This window comes from Candidatus Thiodiazotropha endoloripes, assembly GCF_001708965.1.
Taxonomy (GTDB): domain Bacteria; phylum Pseudomonadota; class Gammaproteobacteria; order Chromatiales; family Chromatiaceae; genus Thiodiazotropha; species Thiodiazotropha endoloripes.
In genome coordinates this window covers 201,460-217,942 of the sequence record NZ_LVJW01000007.1, presented here as the reverse complement: position 1 = coordinate 217,942, position 16,483 = coordinate 201,460, and the positions used below count along the sequence as shown (strand labels likewise).

Here is a 16,483-nt window from a genome sequence, read left to right as displayed (position 1 = left end):
GAGTCACTGAACACCATGACTGATCATAAATCAATTTGGCGCAAACTCCTGGTCATCCCCCCGATCCTGCTTGGGATCGGAGTATTGATGGTGATGGTTGGCAACAAGCAGCCACCCGTGACCAGTGAGGCGGGTGAACCGACAAAGCGGGTACGGGTAATTGAGGCTCCGCAGTTGGCATTGACCCCGGTCGCCGAAGGCTACGGCACCATTCAGCCAGCCAGAGTCTGGTCGGGCGTGGCTCAGGTCTCCGGTCGTATCGTGGAACTCCACCCGAGGTTGAGGAATGGTGAGATCATCGCCAAGGAGACCTTGCTGCTGAAGATCGATCCGGTGGACTATGAACTCAATCTGGCTCAGGTCTCCGCAGAGCTGGCTGAACTGAAGATTGAAGAGAACAACGTCAAAGCCTCACTTTCAATTGAGGAACGCAGTCTGAAGATCGCCCAGCGGGAGCTGCAGCGCATCACCAAACTGACCGCAAAAGGGACCGCCTCACAGAGTGATCTGGATAACGCGGAACGGAATCTTCTGAACAACCGCAACGCAGTCCAGAATGTGAAAAACAACCTGGCCCTGCTGCCCACAAAACTTAAGGTACTCGAAGCGAAAAAGCGCCAGGCGGAACGGGATCTGGAAAATACCAGCGTCTACGCCCCCTTCAATATGCGAGTCGCTGACATGGGAATCGAAATCGACCAGTTTGTCAGCAAGGGCGGTCTGTTGCTGGCGGGTGACGAGGTGGATCGGGTGGAGGTGGTGGCCCGTTTTCCCATGTCGTCCCTGCGTCGTCTGTTCATTGGACGGGACGTCTCTGAGTTTGAGATGCTGGGGGGCAATCTGGCCGAAGCGGTGGCCTTTGAGCCATTGCTGAGGCTCGACCTGGGAACCACCATAGCCGAATGGCAGGCGGAGTTTGTCCGCTTCAGTGACAAGGTCGATCCGGACACCCGCACCATGGGTGTCGTGGTGGCGGTGGATCGACCGTTCGAAAAAGTCATACCGGGACAACGCCCGCCCCTATCCAAGGGGATGTTCGTGCAGGTACTGCTGAAAGGCAAAACCCAGGCAGACCGTATCATCCTGCCCCGCTCCACCATCAAGAACGGTGTCGTCTATCTGGCGGACGAGAACAATCGGTTACAGCGGCAACCGGTAGAGATTCTCTACAACCAGGGTGATATCAGTGTCATCGAGAACGGCATCCAGCCCGGTCAAAGGGTTGTCATTTCCGACCTGGTACCGGCTGTCAGCGGTATGCTGCTGCAAACGGTTCCGGATCAGCAGATGGAAGCGCTGCTGCAGGAACGCGCCCGGGGTCAGCTATGATCAGCTGGTTCGCCCGTCATCCCAATGCCGCCAACCTGTTGATGGCAGCGATCATGCTGTTGGGCCTGACCGCACTGCCCGGCCTGCAGCGTGAAACCCTGCCAGAAATCGAGAATGATGAGGTTGAGGTCAGAGTCATCTACAAAGGCGCCACTGCCGAAGATGTGGAAGATGCCATCTGTCGCCGCCTGGAAGATGCGCTGGAAGGCATAAGCGATCTCGACGAGATGGGTTGTGAGGCCAGTGAAGGGGTTGGCGTGGCAACCGCAAGCATGGTCGAAGGGGCGGAGATGGCGCGCTTTCTCGACGATGTGAAGGCGGAGATCGACGCCGTCGATGACCTGCCCGAGCAGACAGAGCCACCGATCATCAAAGAGCTGGGACGAACCGAACCGGTGATCTCGGTGGCGGTTACCGGCCCCCGGGATCCGGTTGCCCTGAAAGCCTACGCGGAAAATCTGAAATCGCAGCTGTTGACCCAGGCCGATCTGGCGGAGGTCACCATATCCGGTTTCTCCGACCACCATATCCGCATCGAGATTGCCGATTGGCGTCTGCGCCAGTTCGGTCTCTCCGCACAGGACATCGCCAATGCGGTACGCCGGCACAGCATCAGCACCCCGGCGGGCAGACTGGAGAGTGATCAGGAGGATATCCTGATCCGCTTCGATGATCAGCGGAAACATGCGGATGAGTTCTTCGACCTGCCGGTGATCGCCAGCTCAACCGGCGCTACCATTCGACTGGGCGACATTGCCAGGATCACGGACCGGTTCGATCGTGATGAAGACAAAATTCTCTTCAATGGGGAACGGGCAGCTGTACTGAATATTGCCAAGACCCGCTCTCAGGATATTCTCGAGGTTCTCTCAACTGTGGAGACATTCGTTGAGCAGGAGAGCCTTCAGGCGCCTCAGGGGATCGTTCTGACCCTGACCCAGGATCGGGCCTCGGTGGTACAGGATCGTCTGAACATGCTGGTGAAAAACGGCATCCAGGGATTGATCATGGTATTCCTGGTGCTGTGGCTGTTTTTCAGTCTGCGCTACAGTTTCTGGGTCACTATGGGGTTACCGGTCTCTTTTCTTGGCGCGCTGTTTGTACTGCCCCTGTTTGATGTCACCATCAATATGATCTCCATGGTCGGATTGCTGATCGGTATCGGTCTGCTGATGGACGATGCCATCGTGATCGCAGAAAACATCGCCTCACGCATGAGCAAAGGGGACAAACCCTTGCATGCCGCCATCACCGGTGTGAAACAGGTACTTCCCGGCATCGCATCCTCATTTGCCACCACCCTGATGGTATTCGGATCGCTGGCGTTTATTTCCGGAGATATCGGCCAGATACTGCGGATCATGCCGATTGTGCTGATCATTGTAATCAGCGTCAGTCTGCTGGAAGCCTTTCTCATACTGCCGCACCATTTGAGCCACTCGCTGGCTCACATGAAAAGTAAAAAGCTCTCCCGCTTCAGACAGGGATTCGAAACCCGTTTCAGCAGCTTCCGGGACAACTGGTTCGGCCCCCTCGTCGACCGGGCCGTGGACTACCGTTACCTGACCCTGGGCATCGTCTTCATGATGCTGATTCTCTCCATCGCCCTGCCCGCCGGTGGCGCCTTGAAGTTTGTCGGCTTTCCAGACCTGGATGGGGATGTGCTCGAAGCGCGTATTCTGTTGCCCCAGGGCACCCCCCTGTCGAGAACCGAGGAAGTGGTTGAAAATCTCACCCAGGCCCTGCAAAGGACCAACCAGGCCTTCATACCCAGCCAGCCCGACAGTCAGCCGCTGGTCAGCAATGTCACCGTCATCTATGGACAGAATCCGGATGCCTACGAGTCGGGTCCACATGTAGCCCGTGTTGTCGCCGATCTGCTCAGCGCAGAGGTCAGGGATGCCCGACTCGATGATGTGGTCAACAAGTGGCGCGAAGAGACAGGCCAACTCACCGATGTGATCAGTATCAAATACACGGAACCTGCATTCGGCCCTGGCGGGCGCCCGATTGACCTGAGGTTGATGGGATATGATCTGGAGCGATTGAAAAGAGCCTCGAACGAACTTCAGGCCTGGCTCAACGGTTACCAGGGGGTGAATGACCTGAGCGATGACCTTCGCCCGGGAAAACGGGAGTTCAGACTGCATCTCAAACCGGGTGCCGGTGTCCTCGGGTTGGATGCCCAGCAGGTCTCCGAACAGGTCAGAACCGCCTACCAGGGTATGAAGATCGATGAGTTTCAGATCGGTCCTGAAAGTTATGAAGTCAATCTGCGGTTGATCGCCAGTGACCGGGTCGATGCGGAGGATCTCTACAACCTGAGCATCGCCGGCAGTGAAGGCAGACTGATCCCCCTCTCTGCCGTTGCAGAGATTGAAGAGGTACGTGGCTGGGCGAGAATCAACCGGGTGGACAGACAGCGTACGGTCACTGTACAGGGGGATGTGGATCGCACCCAGGCCAATGCCCAGGAGTTGCTGGCGCTGGCACAGACCGAGTTCATTCCGGGACTGCTCGAACGCTATCCGGATATCCATTTCGATATTCAGGGCGAGAGTAAGGAGTCAGCCAAAACCGGCCAGTCCATCGGCCGCAATGTGTTGCTGGGTCTGATTGGGGTCTATATGTTGCTGGCATTGCAGTTCAAAGGCTATATGGCACCACTGACAGTGATGCTGGTGATCCCCGCCGCCTTGATTGGAGTGATGTTCGGCCACCTCGCCCTGGGTCTCGATCTGACCATGCCCAGCATGGTTGGTATGGCTTCCCTGTTCGGTGTTGTGGTCAACGACTCAATCCTGCTGGTGGTCTTCATCCGGCAGGCATCCGCCAGGGGAACCGCCGTTATGAAGGCGGCCAAAGATGCCGCCAGAGCCCGCTTCCGGCCGATTCTGCTGACCTCGATCAGTACCATCGCGGGGCTGACACCTCTGTTGCTGGAGAAGAGTCTGCAGGCACAGATTCTGATCCCGTTGGCCGCGAGCATAGCCTTCGGCTTGACTGCTGCCACCCTGGTAGCCCTGTTCCTGGTTCCGGCTGTCTACTGCATTCTCGATGATTTCGATCTACTGGGACAAGCAGATGATGAACCTGAAGAGCTGCCAATTGATATAAACGAAATCGATGCAAACCTCGAAAACGAAAAATCCGTTTGACCTGTAAGCTGATTGCCAGGCACCGGATCAATCGTTGCGACTCATACTGGGACAGTTATGTATGCAACAATCACCTATCGACCATCAGCGCTAGGCGTTACTCAAACTCGACGCCAATGGTGTTATTCCCGGTACTGGTAAACAGCGCCTTGTTAAAGGTTCTCGCATCGAGCCGATCAAAATCCTTGTACTCTTTTCTGTAAGTATTCGCCCCAGGTGTATAGAGGTAGCTGAAGGAGCTATCGTTGGCGAACACGGTCCAGTCCATATAGTTATGGATATCGACTCCCGCCTTCTGTCCCGCCCGTTCATGCTTCTCGATGTTGTCAAAAAACTTTTGCATATCCCGGGCGACTTTATAGCGATGTCTTCTCGAATCTCCCACCACCGGCCTGAAAGCATCAAAATCGAAAAAGATGGCCCGGTATCCGGTAACGGAACTGTTGTCTTTTACGATATCGAGATTCTCAAGCTTGTGGTCAGTCCAGACAATACCATTCTGGTTGAGTTCTCTGATCACCATGTTGATGGTCAGCTCCTCTTTGAGCGATAGATATCGACCACGTTCTGCAATCCGGTCTGCCGCATTGGTCACTGTCACAGGCGATCCATCCTTGTTGACGAATGGTGCACCGTTACTGTGATAGATGGGGGAGGATATGTTTTCATCCCGCGTCAAGGCAAAGCGATGGGTGATCCCAAACTTATCGGTTTTTTTCCAGATCTTGACCTTACCCTCCTGTTTGGCAATACGAAACGGACTCCTGGGTTTGAGTTTTTTCAGGTCCTTCAATATTTGTCGGCCGACGGCTTGATCGGTAATTGTCCGCTCTTTCGAGGCTCTGAGGTTTCCGTTGTTATCGGTTATTCTGACAAATTTGTTGACCAGCTCTTTTGGCCTCGATTTACTCAGATAGACAACTGAATTGGCACCCCCACCAAGCCTCTTGCCGAGCTCCCCTGGCTGGTCACCGGATATCAGCATAGGTTCGGCCACCGGTTGGCCAAAGTCATCGCGCAGGGTTTTTCCATCCGGACCCTTGAGATTGACCCATTCAACGCGTCCGGCATATTCAACATCGGCCTGACGTGACCCGTTAAAGAATTCAGTGATAGCTCCGTTATAGACTCGTTTGGCATTTGGCAGAGTATTCAGAGGTGGTTGAGTTGTCGCTATGGCGCCAGCGTTTTGCTTGGCTTTATTGTAACCCTGCGCTTTACCGCCGGTAGCCGGTGCGGGCTGCTTACCCACATTGCCGGGAGCGACAGCCACCGGCGGTTTTGGGTTTGGCTGTGGTTGCTGGATCGGCTGAACCGGTTTAGCGTTGTTATAGCCTTTTGCCTTGTCAGCATTCGCTGGAAATGGCTTATTGGGATCGACGCCAGGCGGTATGCCGAAAGGAAACCTTGGATCTGGCTTTGCCTGTTGTGCGTTATTGTAGCCTTTCGCTTTACCATCGTTTGCCGGAAAGGGTTTGTTGGGGTCGACCCCGGGTGGGATGCCAAATGGAAACCTGGGATCCGGTTTGGGCTGATTACCCTGCTGAGGATCATCTCCCCATACACTCTGCGGATTGTCCCCCCAGCCTGGTCTCTGATCGACCGGTGGAGCATCCGCTTCTACCGCCCCATCATCTGCATCGGGTTGTGATACCACCGGTGGTGGACCGATCTTCCGTGTCGGCTTTGCCGGAATGGGAACAGCAGGCTCCCCATTGAAGTCACCCGTATCGCTATTGTCATCTGCTCTGTCAGCATTGTTGTTATTGTTGCCGAAGTTACCCCGGTTGTCGTTATCGTTGTCTCTGCGACGATTGTTTTTGACCGATTGCGGGACACCACTGTTACTGTTGGCTACCAATACCCTGTTGAACAGGGAGCTTGGTTGATCGGCTGATGGCTCTCTTCGCTCAGCCTGATGCAACAGACTGGATGCACCACTCAAATCAATCTTGAGATGGCGATGATCCGCTGACAGCTTTGCCGTAGCAGTCGTCGACAACAGAGAGAAAAGGAATAGTAATAGTACTCTCGTAGCATTAAGCATCGAAGTTCACTCCTGTTGCTCGCCTACAGAGAGGACTTCATAAAGGGCTTCAGATCATCCACATTGGCGTGCATGTAGACTTTAAATGAGGCATTGAAGGTTGAGCCGACCGGCTTCTGCATCGCCTCTTTGATGATGTGCTGGTCATTGAATGATTTGTCCGTATCCCATAAATCGGGGCGCCAAACATAGGTAAATCCCGCTTTGAAATCCTCCCAATCCTTGTTCTTGGTATTCTTCTTGGATGAGCGGACCACCTTCACTGCATGCAGTTGTACATCGATATTCAGATAGATCGGCACATTCGACCAGAGGCCTTCCCTTGGAAATCGATTTTTGAAGACAGTGACTGTCTCCATGCCGGTAAGCGAGTGTGCAATCAAAGGTATCTTACGCAGACTCAGAGTCTCCGAATCATAAAGATCCACCGGCTTCTCATAGGTACAGGGTTCGGTGGATTTTGGTTTATCCGCCAGCGCACAGCTGTCCCACTCATACTGCAACGAACCGATCATCTGCGGTCCGGGTCCCCGCACACCGGAAACCTCGAACTCCCGGGACTGGAAATTCACATTGGTGCCGCTGCTCTCCGACATGTCGGCGCCGATGATCTCTTCCGCCGATACGTTGATACCCTTGGAGACATCCGAACTTGAACCAAAGCCGATCTCTTTGTTCTTCACCGAGGGTTTCCACAGCACTTCCCGACCGGCATCGAATCTCAAGTTGGCCCGAACGTGTCCGACGTAGAAGTTGCCATCCGTTGGAAAATCCTTACTCGGGGTCTGGCCATGGCGCAGACTTAGGGTGGTCTGCTTGTCTGTCTTTACCGCCACATAGAGATCCCCATCCTTCACCCAGGCGCTGACCTCAGGCTTGATGGCCAGATCCAGATATTGAGTTTTAGCCGGATCCTTGGAGGTACGCAGGTTTACCGACAATACCTCGGTGGAATCTGTCTTGTTGAACTTATACTTGATGGCCTTCTCGCCATTCTCACCATCATAGACATCACCGACCCCCATTCTGCTGGTGACGTTACCCCGAGTGCGATTCACTTGGGGTATCGCCGCGATTCTGCGTCGCTCCAGCTCTGCCGCCTCCGCCTGGCGCTTCTTCTCTTCGATGGCGGCCTGACGTTTGGCTTCCTGCTCTTCGAGGATTCGTACGTTTTCCGCCATCTGCGCCAAGGCAGGCACCAGACCGATGAGGGCCCGGTAAGCCTCGGCGCTGTATAAGGCAAAGGCATCCCCCGCTTGGTGGGCTTTGATCTCATCGATGTATTCGGATCGATTGTAAGGCTGAGAGCTTAAGCCCACTTTGCCATCGCGCACACCAATCTTAAGGTTGGGACGCACCACATTACTCAGAAAGGTAAAGGTCTGGCCCTTGTCGATACGCCACTCACCGGTGGCTGAGGTCATACCTTCGGTACCCAGTTTGACTGGTGAACCCTGAACCGCCAGTTCATCGATATAGAGATAGCTGTCATTCATATAGAGATTGTTGATTCGATAGATACCCTTTTTACCTTCCACTTCCGTAGCCATCCAGCCGGACTTTGTATCAGCGGCAGTGCCTTTTGGCTGTTTGAAAACAGTCAGATCACCCGACTCCGTAGCGGTTAGAAAGGCCGTGTCAGAGGTAAGAATCGCAAACGCTTTATCACTGATGTTGTACCACTCAACCAGGGGCGCACGGATCGGTTCCAGCTCTTCGATTGCCGCATCTTCACTGAAGTCCTGTTTCGCCGGAATATCGTTCTCGACTTCTGGCCCTTTGATGAACTTCGGTGGCGGCAGTTCGGCCGGCAGTACCGAGCCCTGCTGCTCAGCGGCAACACGGCCTGATGACGCAGCCGGGGCTAAGCCTGCAGAGACGATCATCTCCGGGGTAAGCACCATCTGCTGTTGCTGTGCCGAGTTGGTCTGATACTGGGCGATGATGGTTTCACCGCCAGCACCGAAGAACCAGACGAAACCAGGGGTGACCTGCTGCACCATATCCTGACCATCGGGGATGCTGGTGTGAAATGTATACTGGTCGTTCTGCTTATAGAGCACATCGACCTCGTAGCCGGTCCTGTTTTCAACCACTAGCTGCAATGGCGTCTGGCTCGACTGGACTACGGCGGGGGGTGGCGTTTGCGCTAAGACAACAGCAGACAGAAAAGCCAAGAGTAAAACAGTCAAACGATGCAATGACCGTTTCGTGTAACCAACAGCGGTATGCCCTGCTCCTTTAGCCATATGGATTCCCCTATTTATTTGTTTTTTTGAAGAGATATTGGCAAACAACTCATCACAATAGCGAAAAGTAAATGAGCCAGATTTCGGTTTTGGCATTAATCATCCTTCATCCAAGCACCAATTTACCTTTCATGATAGGGGAATTATCAACTCATTATTCGAGGGATTTAAGCGTAGGTGAAATGACCGATGAATCTGCGTGAGAATCGGGAATCGATTCTAAGATTTCATCACAATGTCATCCACATCTCTGCAGTGAGACCGCAATAGACAGGCATGCTTATAGTCCCAGCGCATGGTTTCACGATAAAGAGGGTCTGCTATGAGGTGCAAAAAGCGCCTTGATAGGCGCTTTTTGCAGTCGTAACAGGAGGTATTGGATGAGTTCAGGATCAATCGATCTTAAAGCGCCCCACCAGCTGTGAAATCTGCTTGGATATTGCCTGCATCTCCAATCCGGTCGCTTCGGTCTGCGATGTAGAGCTTTTATTCTGCTGTGACAACGCCCCAACACTGGCGGTATTTCTTTCGATCTCCAGCGACACCGCTTCCTGCTCCTCGGCCGCACTGGCAATTTCAACGTTCATATCCCTGATGTCTGCGACCACCCGGGTAATCTCTTCCAGTGCGGTACCCGCCTGAGCCGCCTGGTTAAGTGTCTCTACCGCATCGTCCCGACGTTCCTCCATCATACCGGCTGTATTGCGTGCACCCTCCTGCAGGCGTTCAATGATATCGTTGATTTCACGGGTAGAAGATTGGGTACGGCTGGCCAGGGTTCGGACCTCATCGGCAACCACAGCGAAGCCTCTGCCCATTTCACCGGCGCGCGCTGCTTCGATGGCCGCATTCAAGGCCAGCAGATTGGTCTGCTCGGCAATTCCCTTGATGACAGACACCACAACACCAACCTGGGCGGTCTCCTCCTCAAGCGCTTTCATATCGTTACTCGCCTGCTCAACACCCTGAGATAGAGTTTCGATCGCCTGCAGCGTCTGATCGACTACCTGACTGCCATGTTTTGCCTGATCATCGGCGTTTTCAGCCGCTGTCGCGGCACCCGCTGCACTCTCTGCAACACTTTTCACGGTCGCTGTCATCTCCGTCATGGCGGTTGCCACCTGTCTCATCGCCTCATCCTGTTGATCAGCCGTGGCTTTGGAAGCTTGCGAGACTTCAGCCAGCTCCGCTGAAAATGTGTTCATCTGTCGGGAGGAGTTTGCAACCTCGCGTACCAGGCTTTGGGTTTCCGAGGCAAACTGATTGAAACCGCTCGCCAACCTCTCCAGCTCAACCCCACCCGCCAACGGCAGACGCTGCGTAAGATCTCCATCTCCGGCACCAATCAACTCCAGGCCATCAGCAACTCGGTTGATACTGCATATAATGTTACGGCTGATCAGAAAATTCAGCAGCAACCCAATCACCAGCGCTATCACCCCAAGACCGGTACCGGCCATAAAGATATCCGCTACCTCCGTCTTGACGGCTTGCTGGGTAATCGCGGTACGTTCAGTTTCAGCAATGATCAAAGGTTGCAGGCGTTTGCGGATATTACCCCAGCTCTTCTGCACCTTAGAGGTAAACAGCTGCTTTGCCTCATCACGCCTGCCCTCGTCGATATAGTTGATGACTGCCAGGGCATTCGGCAGACATTGCGCCCAGAGTTCTGAGATCTCTTTGACCTTCGCGTAGCCAGTCGGGTCATCCCCATAGAGCGTTTTCACGGCATCCAGCGCCTGATCGAACTGTTCACCAGCCTTGGCTGCAACTTTTGCAGGTGGAACCAGGCTGGGGACCATCACTTTTTTCGCTGCGGCAATGACTGCCTGGGAGCCCTCAGCCTGCATGGTACGCAGTAGCTCAATGCGTTTTTGATCTTGTTCAATAAAGCTGGTGAAGTGCTGACTGACCTGATCAGTTCCGGTAAGTGTGTAGTAGAGAGCAAATATAAAGAGTGCTGACGTGATGCCTGTCACTGCCATCAGTTTTGCACGAATAGAAAGACCAGCGCCGATCATGGCATAACACCTCCAAGTAAAAAAACGATCTTAGACAAGTCAATGTCTATGGCACTCTAACGGCATGCTGCATCATATCTTAAGCACGCCATCTTACTGTATTGATGGGAAAAATCGAAAAAGCAGAGTCAATCATAGAGATTACAGATCAATGCCATGGTTATGCTTAAAACTGACCAATGAAATGATAGTCAACAACAGATGCCGGGATGGGCGGATTGCCTGCCGACAGCTGGCCTGAAAAAGGTAAGGCAGAATAATCAACAGCAGCAGGATTGAAATGGATCTACCTGACGAGTGGTAGAGAAGATCCCCAGAGGGTCAGGTTAAGGCTTGATGTCAACCCGGCGACGGCAAGCGAACTATTGGTCGCCGGGTTATTCGCGATCAGTAGGAAGTGATCTGAGTGAGATCCAACAGGGTGGTCGTATCAGAATCGGCTGAGTGGGTTAAAACCACATTCAGCAGATTATCCAGCCCCAGGGTTACATCCATGGCAACCAGACAGGCGATATTTGCCTCGCCATTGGTGAAATTCGTCATGCAATTGCGTTGCTGTAACTGGGTAGTGGGTGTGAATTCAACTGCCGCATCCACAGCAAACCTTAAATTGCCATCGGCTTGCAGACTGAGTTCCACATCGAAAAGCGTACTCCCACCCAGTGAGACACAAGGCAGATGCAGGTTGCCGTTCATGAAATAGGTTGGTCTGCAGGCGGTTGGGATCTGGGACTCCAGAACCGGACCGACTCTCAAAGAGGCGCTGTCATCCTCATTGGGGATGGAACTGATTGTATTGACATTGTAGGTGACCACATCACCATCCCTGTCCATCACCAAACCACCAAGCCCCCTACCAGTGGAGACCTGAACCGCATTGGTGAAACCGCCGACCTGTTCAGGAATGGAGACGAAATCGGTGATACTGCTTTTCCAACGACCCCAGGTCCAGACACTGCCGTCAGAGAGGACAGCGGCACTTTGCCGATATCCAGCTGAGATGTCATAGGCACCAGTCAACCCATGTACCTGGGTTGCACTATTACTGTTCTCGAAACTGCCATCGCCAAGTTGGCCGTAGCCATTTTTACCCCAGGCCCAGATGGTACCGTCAGCACGCAAGGCCAAGGCATGATCGTAACCGCCATCGATCTGCACGATATCGGTCAGACCTTCGATCTGGGTCAGTTGATCAACGACCACAGAGTAGCCCAGAGTCTCGTCATAGAGACTCACCTGCTCCCAGGTCCAGACCGTACCGTCATTGCGCAATACATAGGGGTTATTGAGGGATACTGCAACCGACACCGCATTGTAAACCCCCATGATCTGCCGCGGTTCGTCATCGTTGAAGACACTGTTCAGGGCATATTCCCAAAGCGAACCGTCAGCGCCTACAGCCGCCATCGGCCATGGACCTGCCGCGACATCCACGATATTGCTGAATCCCCGAATCTGGAACGGCATGTAGTGTGTCATGCGACCGAGAACGTCACCCCATACCCAGACCGTGCCGTCAGACAGTGCCGCAGCTGACCATGAGTAGAAGTCATCCATGGAAATGTCGACGATATCGGCAATATCCATCGCTTTGACAGGTATCGTACTATCCTCTCCGGTGCTGTCTCCCAGTTCACCATTGCGGTTGTCACCCCAACCCCAGGCTGTACCGTCCGAGGCACGTACCACGAAACCCACTTCATTCCCACCTTCCAGCAACGGCTTGGCTGCCTGGGCCTGACTGAAAATTGATATCGACAGAATGGCCAGGATCCCGCTTGCCACATTTTTCCAAGAGAAGACTTTCACTGAATACCTCTGAGTTTTGCTAATCACAAAAAGACCGCACATCAAACAACGGCTTCACAACTATCGGAAACTTAACATTGTTTATTGAGTTTTACAGTTCAATTACTTTGTCAGACTGTTAAGTCGGTCAAATTAAAGGCAAGAAGGATAAGTCAGATTCATCAGGTTTTAAATCTCGTTAATTTAAATTCTAATTACCTCCCTTACACCGACTGAAAAATCCTCGCCATTGGTATCGATCTCAACATCCAGGGGCCCTCCTGGCAGTGAATTTTCCGACTATTCCACTGCGGTATTTGCCGCTTCCCTCGGGAGCAAAATCCCATTTTTTCTTTCAATTTAACTGTGATTCCTTTACCCTTGATCTGTTCTAGGAACGGGCTTTCTAGACAAAAAAGGTATAACAACAGCTTACGAAGCAGTACGACCGCGCCTCCGCAAAACCAAAAAAACAATAAAGCGTGACAATTTAGGGACGCCAGGAAACGACCTGCCCCCCCTTATCAGGCCCCAGGTGCTGTACATCGATGAAGATGTAGGTGTAGGCAGCAAAAAGTGGGTGAATGCAATAATGTGGGATCATATTAGAAGTTTGATGGCGGGCTGGAAAAACGCTTTTATCCCTTATCTGCAATGGATCGGCGAACTCAAGGACAAAAAGACAATTCGGGCCGACCTCATCGCGGGTATAACCGTTGCCCTGGTGCTTGTCCCCCAATCCATGGCCTACGCGCAACTGGCCGGTCTGCCGGTCTACTACGGTCTCTACGCCTCCTTCCTGCCGCCGATGATCGCCGCTCTGTTCGGTTCGTCGAGGCAACTCGCAACCGGCCCGGTTGCCGTGGTCTCCCTGATGACCGCCGCTGCACTGGAACCCCTGGCCACTTCACCGGACACCTATTTAGCCTACGCCATGCTGCTGGCACTGATGGTCGGTATCTTCCAGATGTTTCTCGGTCTGTTCAAACTCGGTGTGCTGGTGGACTTCCTCTCCCACCCTGTGGTGGTCGGTTTTACCAACGCCGGCGCACTGATCATTGCCACCTCACAACTGGGCAAGGTCTTCGGCGTCTTTGCGGAACGGGCGGAGCACCACTATGAGACTGTCTGGAACACCCTGCTTGCCGCCGCCGAGGGGACCCATGCTCCAACCCTGCTGATGGCGTTGATCGCGTTTGGCATCATGTGGGGAGTCAAGCGCTTCTATCCGGCAATGCCCGGTGTACTGATCGCCGTGGTAGTGACCACGGTACTGGCCTGGACAACCGGTTTTGCCGATGCCGGCGGTAAAGTGGTAGGCACCATCCCGGATGGTCTGCCAAGCTTCTCCATTCCGACCTTCGAGGTAACCACCATCTGGTCCCTGATTCCAGCCGCGATCACCATATCCCTGATCGGTTTCATGGAGGCGATCTCCATCGCTAAAGCGATGGCAGCCAGAACCCGACAGCGTCTCAATGCCAATCAGGAGCTGATTGGACAGGGCCTGTCGAATGTCTTCTCAGGCATGTTTTCCGGCTACCCGGTATCGGGTTCCTTCTCCCGCTCTGCGGTCAACATCAATGCTGGTGCGATTACCGGATTCTCTTCCATCGTCACTGGTGTGGTGGTGATGATCACCCTGATCTTTTTGACCCCGCTGCTCTATCATCTGCCCCAGGCAACCCTGGCCGCGGTGATCATCATGGCGGTCATCAATCTGATCAAGATCGACCCGATCATCCATGCCTGGAAGGCTCAACCCCACGACGCGGTGGTTTCGGTGGTCACCTTTGTACTGACCCTGGCATTCGCCCCCCACCTCGACAAAGGCATCATCATCGGCGTACTGCTCTCTCTGGGACTGTTTCTATGGCGCACCATGCGTCCACGTTTTGCTCAGCTCTCCCGCTACAAAGACGGCACCATGCGGGATATCCGGGTGCGTAAGCTGCAAACCAGCCCGCAGATCTCGGTGGTCCGCTTCGATGGCTCGCTCTATTTCGCCAGTGCCGGTTATTTCGAGACCAAAATGCTCGGTGTAGTGGCCGCCAATCCGGATCTCAAATACATCATTCTGGATGGTGAGGGCATCAATCAGATCGATGCCACCGGCGAAGAGGTTCTGCACCATCTCTGGGAGCGACTGCAGGCTCAGGGAATCACCCTGGTGGTCGCCAGAATGAAAAAGCAGTTCATGGATACCATCCGTCGTACCGGTCTGAAAGACAAAATGGGTGATGAGATCTTCTACTCCCGGATCGGTCTGGCGCTCAATTATGTGTGGGATCAGCTGGGCGACAGCTATGACCGGGACAACTGCCCACTCAGGTCACCCCTCGCCAGCAACCGAGCTTGATACCGATGAGCAGGTTATGCGAATGGCACTTATCTCGAGTGCCATTTTCGCTGGCAGGCTTCCATGCCTAGTCTGATCTACCTGATGCTGACACCCTTTGCCGGTGTCCTGGCAATGCTGTTTCTGCCCAGAGACGGGGTACGCCTGATCCGCTACACCGCACTGTTTGCCTCTGCAGCGACCCTGCTGCTCGCCTGGTCCTACCTGGGGGCATTCGATCAAAACCAGGCCGGGTTGCAGTTTGTCCATCAGACCGAGTGGAATACCCGTCTCGGCACCACCTTCACACTTGGACTGGACGGCTTCTCCTACCCGATGGTGCTGCTTGCCACCCTATTGAGTTTGGTCGCTCTGCTCGCTTCCAGCGCCATCCGTCAAGGGGTCAAGGGGTACTACATGCTGGTGCTGCTGCTTGAATCAGCCATGCTGGGTGTATTCCTGGCCCAGGACTGGTCCCTTTTCTATGTGTTCTGGGAATTGACCCTGATCCCCCTGTTTTTCCTGATCGACCGATGGGGTGGCAGTAATCGCCACGGGGCAGCGCTCAATTTTGTCCTCTACACCATGGGTGGATCGGTATTCATGCTGATCAGCATCCTGGTACTGTTCGATTCCGTGCCGGGTCACAGCTTCGCCATGGATGCGATGACCGAGACGAGCCGACTGCTGCCCCAACAGACCCAGATATTGATCTTTCTCGGCCTGCTGATCGGTTTTGGGGTGAAAATGCCGATCTTTCCACTCCATGGCTGGTTGCCACTGGCTCACGTGGAGGCACCCAGTCCGGTATCGATACTGCTCTCGGGCATTCTGTTGAAGATGGGCTCCTATGGTCTGCTGCGGGCGGCGAGTATGCTGCCGGATGCGGTGATGGCACTCCAGGAGGTACTCGCCATACTCGCCTTCATCAGTCTGATCTACGGTGGCTTGCTCGCCTGGCGGCACAGCGATCTCAAAGCGATGATCGCTTACTCCTCGATCAGCCACATGGGTGTGGTGTTACTGGGCATTGCCGCCCTCAATCTGGCGGGTCTGCACGGTGCACTGATGCAGATGGTGGCACACGGCCTGGTAGCCGGTTCGCTGTTTCTGCTGATCGGATTGCTCTATGAAAGGACCCACACCCGCAATGTGATGGACTACAGCTCCCTGGTGCGGGTAATGCCCAGATTTGCCTTCTTTACCACCCTGGCCTTTATCGCTGCAGTATCTCTGCCGGGTACGGCGGGCTTTATCGCGGAACTGAATACCCTGATCGGAGGATTCTCCCGTTGGGGCTGGGCGGCCGCTCTACTGACTCTTGGAGTGCTGCTCAGTGCCGCCTATGCGGTCCGCACCATCAACCAGTTGTTTACCGGGCCAGTTCGTCCGGGGATGCAGAATGTAGAGGATCTGCGCCCTTCGGAACTGATCGCGGCAGCTACTCTGGCAGCCTTTACCCTGCTGCTTGGTTTCCTGCCGGGGCCGGTATTGAGTCTGGTCAACGCCTCCGCATACCAGCTCGCTGAGCTGTTCAGGTTGTGAGGCAGGTT

General features: G+C 54.1%; 8 protein-coding genes. 4 read left to right on the top strand and 4 right to left on the bottom strand.

The features are described from left to right. Positions 1–15: 15 nt before the first annotated feature. Together A3193_RS19350 and A3193_RS19345 are read left to right on the top strand one after the other, a co-directional pair. A complete protein-coding gene (locus A3193_RS19350) occupies positions 16–1,329 on the top strand; it encodes an efflux RND transporter periplasmic adaptor subunit (RefSeq protein WP_069006368.1) in 1,314 nt (437 codons plus the stop codon). Further along, complete coding sequence (locus tag A3193_RS19345) at positions 1,326–4,487, top strand: efflux RND transporter permease subunit (RefSeq protein WP_069006369.1); 3,162 nt, start codon at positions 1,326–1,328, stop codon at positions 4,485–4,487. The genes A3193_RS19350 and A3193_RS19345 overlap by 4 nt, the downstream gene beginning before the upstream one ends. Positions 4,488–4,584: 97 nt before the next feature. On the opposite strand, the gene A3193_RS19340 is transcribed toward A3193_RS19345, so the two are convergent. From A3193_RS19340 to A3193_RS19325, 4 genes are all read right to left on the bottom strand, one after another. Then, positions 4,585–6,534: a hypothetical protein gene (locus A3193_RS19340; RefSeq protein ID WP_141694806.1), complete on the bottom strand. Its 1,950-nt coding sequence runs from the start codon at positions 6,532–6,534 to the stop codon at positions 4,585–4,587. Positions 6,535–6,557: 23 nt separating this feature from the next. Then, positions 6,558–8,783, bottom strand: coding sequence for a hypothetical protein (locus A3193_RS19335; RefSeq protein WP_139117068.1), 2,226 nt, complete (start codon positions 8,781–8,783; stop codon positions 6,558–6,560). 392 nt (positions 8,784–9,175) lie between these two features. Beyond that, complete coding sequence (locus tag A3193_RS19330) at positions 9,176–10,804, bottom strand: methyl-accepting chemotaxis protein (RefSeq protein ID WP_069006372.1); 1,629 nt, start codon at positions 10,802–10,804, stop codon at positions 9,176–9,178. Positions 10,805–11,191: 387 nt separating this feature from the next. After that, a complete protein-coding gene (locus A3193_RS19325) occupies positions 11,192–12,613 on the bottom strand; it encodes an RCC1 domain-containing protein (RefSeq protein ID WP_069015626.1) in 1,422 nt (473 codons plus the stop codon). Between the two features lie 571 nt (positions 12,614–13,184). Between A3193_RS19325 and A3193_RS19320 the strand changes: the two genes are divergently transcribed. Then, positions 13,185–14,951, top strand: coding sequence for a SulP family inorganic anion transporter (locus A3193_RS19320; protein ID WP_235615054.1), 1,767 nt, complete (start codon positions 13,185–13,187; stop codon positions 14,949–14,951). A gap of 63 nt (positions 14,952–15,014) precedes the next feature. Further along, the gene (locus tag A3193_RS19315) at positions 15,015–16,475 is read left to right on the top strand and encodes a complex I subunit 4 family protein (protein WP_068992280.1); all 1,461 of its coding nucleotides are present in this window, start codon (positions 15,015–15,017) and stop codon (positions 16,473–16,475) included. Positions 16,476–16,483: the final 8 nt, after the last annotated feature.

Bases quoted from the DNA above. Each gene is read 5' to 3' on its own strand.
- A3193_RS19350 (WP_069006368.1), top strand. From the start codon at position 16: ATGACTGATCATAAATCAATTTGGCGCAAACTCCTGGTCATCCCCCCG.
- A3193_RS19345 (WP_069006369.1), top strand. From the start codon at position 1,326: ATGATCAGCTGGTTCGCCCGTCATCCCAATGCCGCCAACCTGTTGATG.
- A3193_RS19340 (WP_141694806.1), bottom strand. From the start codon at position 6,534: ATGCTTAATGCTACGAGAGTACTATTACTATTCCTTTTCTCTCTGTTG.
- A3193_RS19335 (WP_139117068.1), bottom strand. From the start codon at position 8,783: ATGGCTAAAGGAGCAGGGCATACCGCTGTTGGTTACACGAAACGGTCA.
- A3193_RS19330 (WP_069006372.1), bottom strand. From the start codon at position 10,804: ATGATCGGCGCTGGTCTTTCTATTCGTGCAAAACTGATGGCAGTGACA.
- A3193_RS19320 (WP_235615054.1), top strand. From the start codon at position 13,185: ATGTGGGATCATATTAGAAGTTTGATGGCGGGCTGGAAAAACGCTTTT.
- A3193_RS19315 (WP_068992280.1), top strand. From the start codon at position 15,015: ATGCCTAGTCTGATCTACCTGATGCTGACACCCTTTGCCGGTGTCCTG.